General features: G+C 66.9%; 4 protein-coding genes and 1 pseudogene. 4 read left to right on the top strand and 1 reads right to left on the bottom strand.

Translation table 11 applies throughout. The features are described from left to right. Window positions 1-102 (top strand): annotated as a pseudogene (locus ACZYOF_RS42680) (IS110 family transposase); the annotation flags it as partial. Between the two features lie 63 nt (window positions 103-165). On the opposite strand, the gene ACZYOF_RS42675 reads toward ACZYOF_RS42680, so the two are convergent. Further along, window positions 166-813: a TetR family transcriptional regulator gene (locus ACZYOF_RS42675; RefSeq protein ID WP_245476784.1), complete on the bottom strand. Its 648-nt coding sequence runs from the start codon at window positions 811-813 to the stop codon at window positions 166-168. A 91-nt stretch (window positions 814-904) separates the two neighbouring features. On the opposite strand from ACZYOF_RS42675, the gene ACZYOF_RS42670 reads away from it, so the two are divergent. The 3 genes from ACZYOF_RS42670 (at window position 905) to ACZYOF_RS42660 (ending at window position 3,785) form a co-directional block, all read left to right on the top strand. Further along, entirely contained in the window at window positions 905-1,843 is a 939-nt protein-coding gene (locus tag ACZYOF_RS42670; RefSeq protein ID WP_463719485.1) for an SDR family oxidoreductase, read from the top strand. A gap of 157 nt (window positions 1,844-2,000) precedes the next feature. Beyond that, a complete protein-coding gene (gene murA, locus ACZYOF_RS42665; RefSeq protein WP_463719484.1) occupies window positions 2,001-3,290 on the top strand; it encodes a UDP-N-acetylglucosamine 1-carboxyvinyltransferase in 1,290 nt (429 codons plus the stop codon). A gap of 42 nt (window positions 3,291-3,332) precedes the next feature. Beyond that, window positions 3,333-3,785 carry a DUF2948 family protein gene (locus tag ACZYOF_RS42660; protein ID WP_130583721.1) on the top strand — a complete coding sequence of 151 codons (453 nt, stop codon included), beginning with the start codon at window positions 3,333-3,335 and terminating at the stop codon, window positions 3,783-3,785. The last annotated feature ends 188 nt before the right edge of the window (window positions 3,786-3,973 follow it).

Raw genomic sequence — 3,973 nt, 5'->3', positions numbered from 1 at the left:
AAGGAAAAAATGGTCATTCGCATTGCGCTCGCCCGTAAGCTCCTGGTCCGCCTCAACGCCAAAGCACGCGAGGCGCGTGCCGCTTACGCCAATGCAACTTGACAATCCAGATAGTCGCTCATCCCGACCTTCTCCCCGCAAGGGCGGGGCGAAGGAGAATGGCACTCATTCGAACATCGCGCGGATTGCCGCGAACATCCGCCTTGCGAGAAGCTCCGGCGTCTCGCGGGCGCCCTCGGCGGCCCAGAGCTCACCGCCGACGCGCATCGCGCCGGTTGCGATCATCGCGACCAGCCGCGCCTGCATCTTGTCCGTCTTGTTGCCTGTGCGCTTGAGAAGCGCATCGGCCAGCGTGCGCTCGAGCTTTTCATACTTGAGCTGATCGCGCGCCTGCAGCGCCGGGTTGTCCTGCTTCAGCCGCGCCAAGGCCACCACTTCGGCGGGATCGAGCTGCCCGGCCATCGCGATGATGGCGTTCTCCGCCGCCGCGAGCATGGATTCGCCGGCAGGCCGCGCCGCGACCGCCGCGATCAGCGCCGCGCTGGCTTCCTCCTGCCAGGCGAACACGACGTCTTCCTTGGAGGCGAAATAGTGGAAGAAGGTGCGGCGAGAGATGTCGGCGGCGGCGACGATGTCGTCCAGCGTGGTTGCCTCGAAGCCGCGCTCCAGGAACAGCGCCATCGCCGCCCGCGTCAGCTTCTCGCGCGTCTCCTGCCGCTTGCGCGCGCGCAGGCCCGGCGCCGCGGGAGGCGCGGTTTTCTCCTTTGATGACCTGCCCTTAGCCGGTCTGCGCGGGGTCGCCGGTCGCTTCAAATCCTTCACCACTTGCAAAATTGCACCTAGTGCACATTTAGGGAAGCGCGGCTGGGAACCACACCCCGATTCGAGACCAGGAGATATAAGCATGAGCGGCTGGAGCACTGCAGACATTCCACCCCAGACCGGCAGGACCGCCGTGATCACCGGCGCCACCGGCGGGCTCGGCTATGAGACCGCGCTGGCGCTGGCGGGCGCCGGCGCGACCGTGGTTTTGACCGGCCGCAACGACATCAAAGGCAAGCACGCGCTCGAGCGCATCCGCGCGCAATATCCGAACGCCGACGTCAGCTACGAGACGCTCGATCTGGCAAGCCTTGCCTCGGTCGCCGACTTCGCCGGCCGCTTCGCCATCAGCCGCCCTTCGGTCGATCTCCTCATCAACAATGCCGGCGTGATGGCGCTGCCGAAGCGGCGGACGACGCAGGACGGTTTCGAGATGCAGCTCGGCATCAACTATTTCGGCCATTACGCGCTCACCGCACGGCTGCTGCCGCAGCTTCGCCGCGGCCTCAAGCCCCGGGTAGTCAACCTCTCGAGCCTGGCGCACCGCTCCGGCGCGATCGATTTCGCCGACCTCCAGTCGGAGCGGTCCTACCGCCCGTGGCGCGCCTACTGCCAGTCGAAGCTGGCGATGCTGATGTTCGCGCTCGAATTGCAGCGCCGCAGCGACGCCGCCGGCTGGGGTCTGATGAGCAACGCCGCCCATCCCGGCTATGCGCGTACCGACCTGATCCCGAACGGCCCGGGTACGAGGAGCCTGTCCTCGTATTTCAGCCGCTTGCTGCAACCCTATGCCAGCCAGTCCGCCGCGGCCGGCGCGTTGCCGACATTATTTGCCGCGACCTCGCCGGACGCCAAGCGCGGCGGCTATTATGGACCGAACTGGTTCTACGAGTTGAAGGGCCCGCCGGTAGAGGCGAAGATCATGCCGCAGGCGAAGGATGCCGCGGTCGGGGCGATGCTGTGGGAGGTCTCGGCGACGCTGAGCGGCGTCTCCTTCGACCAGTTCGCGGCCGCCGCCTGAACTCCGTTTCCGCGCCTATTGCGCGAGATTTCCGGGCGAGATGCCGGCGCATCGCCCGGAAATGACGAGGAAGCCCACGGAATCGCCCTAAATTTCAACACTTTTGCGGTAGCCCCTTCCTTCGATAGGTTTTTCGCGGATCAGAGCAAGAGGCAGCATGGATCGCATCCGAATCGTCGGCGGCAACAAGCTCAACGGCACCATCTCGATATCGGGCGCGAAGAATGCCGCGCTGCCTCTGATGATCGCAGCACTCCTCACCGAGGAGACGCTGATCCTCGACAACGTGCCGCGGCTTGCCGACGTCGCGCAGCTCCAGCGCATCCTCGGTAATCACGGCGTCGACATCATGTCCGCGGGCAAGCGGCCCGGCGACCGCGAGTACCAGGGCCAGACCCTGCACATCTCGGCCGCCGATATCATCGACACCACCGCGCCGTATGATTTGGTGTCGCGGATGCGCGCCAGCTTCTGGGTGATCGCGCCGCTGATTGCGCGCATGCATGAGGCGAGGGTGTCGCTGCCCGGCGGCTGCGCCATCGGCACCCGGCCGGTCGATCTCCTGATCATGGCGCTGGAGAAGCTCGGGGCGGAGATCTTGATCGACGGCGGTTATGTCGTCGCGAAAGCTCCCGGTGGCCTGCGCGGCGCCGACATCGCCTTCCCCAAGGTTACGGTGAGCGGCACCCATGTCGCGCTGATGGCGGCGACGCTTGCGAGGGGAACCAGCGTCATCACCAACGCCGCCTGCGAGCCTGAAATCGCCGATGTCGCCGCCTGCCTGAACAAGATGGGCGCCCGCATCACCGGCGCCGGCACGCCCTGCATCATCGTCGAGGGTGTCGCCAGGCTCCATGGCGCGCGCCACACCGTGCTGCCGGATCGCATCGAGGCCGGCACCTATGCGATGGCGGTCGCGATGACCGGCGGCGAGGTGCAGCTTTCCGGCGCACGGCCAGAACTGCTGCAATCGGCGCTCGATGTGCTCTGCGAAGCCGGCGCCACCGTCAGCGTCAACAATGACGGCATCCGCATCGGCCGCAACGGCGCCGGCCTTCGCCCGGTGCAGGTCACGACCGCGCCGTTCCCCGGTTTCCCGACCGACCTGCAGGCGCAACTGATGGCGCTGATGACCTGCGCCGGCGGCGCGTCCGTCATCACCGAGACCATCTTCGAGAACCGCTTCATGCATGTGCAGGAATTGGCGCGATTCGGCGCCAGGATTGCGCTCGACGGCGAGACAGCCACCATCCGCGGCACCGACAAATTGCGCGGTGCGCCTGTCATGGCGACGGACCTGCGCGCGTCCGTCTCGCTTGTCATCGCGGGCCTTGCCGCCGAGGGCGAGACCATGGTCAACCGCGTCTACCATCTCGATCGCGGCTTCGAGCGGCTGGAGGAGAAGCTGTCGGCCTGCGGCGCGTCGATCGAGCGCATCAGGGACTGATATCTGGGGGAACCGGTTCTGGCCCAGGAGATTGCTTTCGGCATGATGCCGCCCGCGCCGCTCAAACTGATCGCACTCGATGCCGACGATCTCGCCGTGATCTCGGCGCATGTGCAGGATGCCCACGTGCAGGCCTCCGACATCGTCTGGCGCCAGGGCGAGAAGCGGCTCGTGGTCGGCATGTCCAGGCTGGACTGGGAGCAGACGCTGTCGGGCGAAACCGCCTCGCGCCGCCTGATCGCCGCGCTGCGCTTCGACCGCGTGCTTGCCTGCAAGTCGCGCAAGATCAACCTGGAGGCGCCGGACGCCACCCTGGAACTGCTCGGCATCGAGTTTCACCAGGGTGCCGCCCCCGGCGGCAGCGCACTGCTCCTGTTCAGCCAGGGCGCCACGCTCCGGCTCGACGTCGAATGCCTGGAATGCGAATTGACCGATCTCGGCCCCGACGACCTCGGCACCGCCCCGGCGGGGAGTGATTCCGTGTCGTCCCGGTGAAAGTGCCGTAGGGTGGGGCAAACGCCGCGGGGCCACCCTTTCCCTCACCCCCGTACTTTGGGTGGCCCCGACCGGGTTGCCCCCCCCCCCCCCCGGCCCCTTTGGCGGCCAAGGTGGGTGGAGGCCCCCTAACCCCCCGCCCATGTGCAGGGGACCGGGGAAGAAAACCAAGAAACCCCCAAGGCCCC

This window comes from Bradyrhizobium sp. LeoA1Lang, from assembly GCF_055413685.1.
Note: the sequence above shows the minus strand (reverse complement) of the source record. Positions and strands in the feature narration are given on the sequence as shown.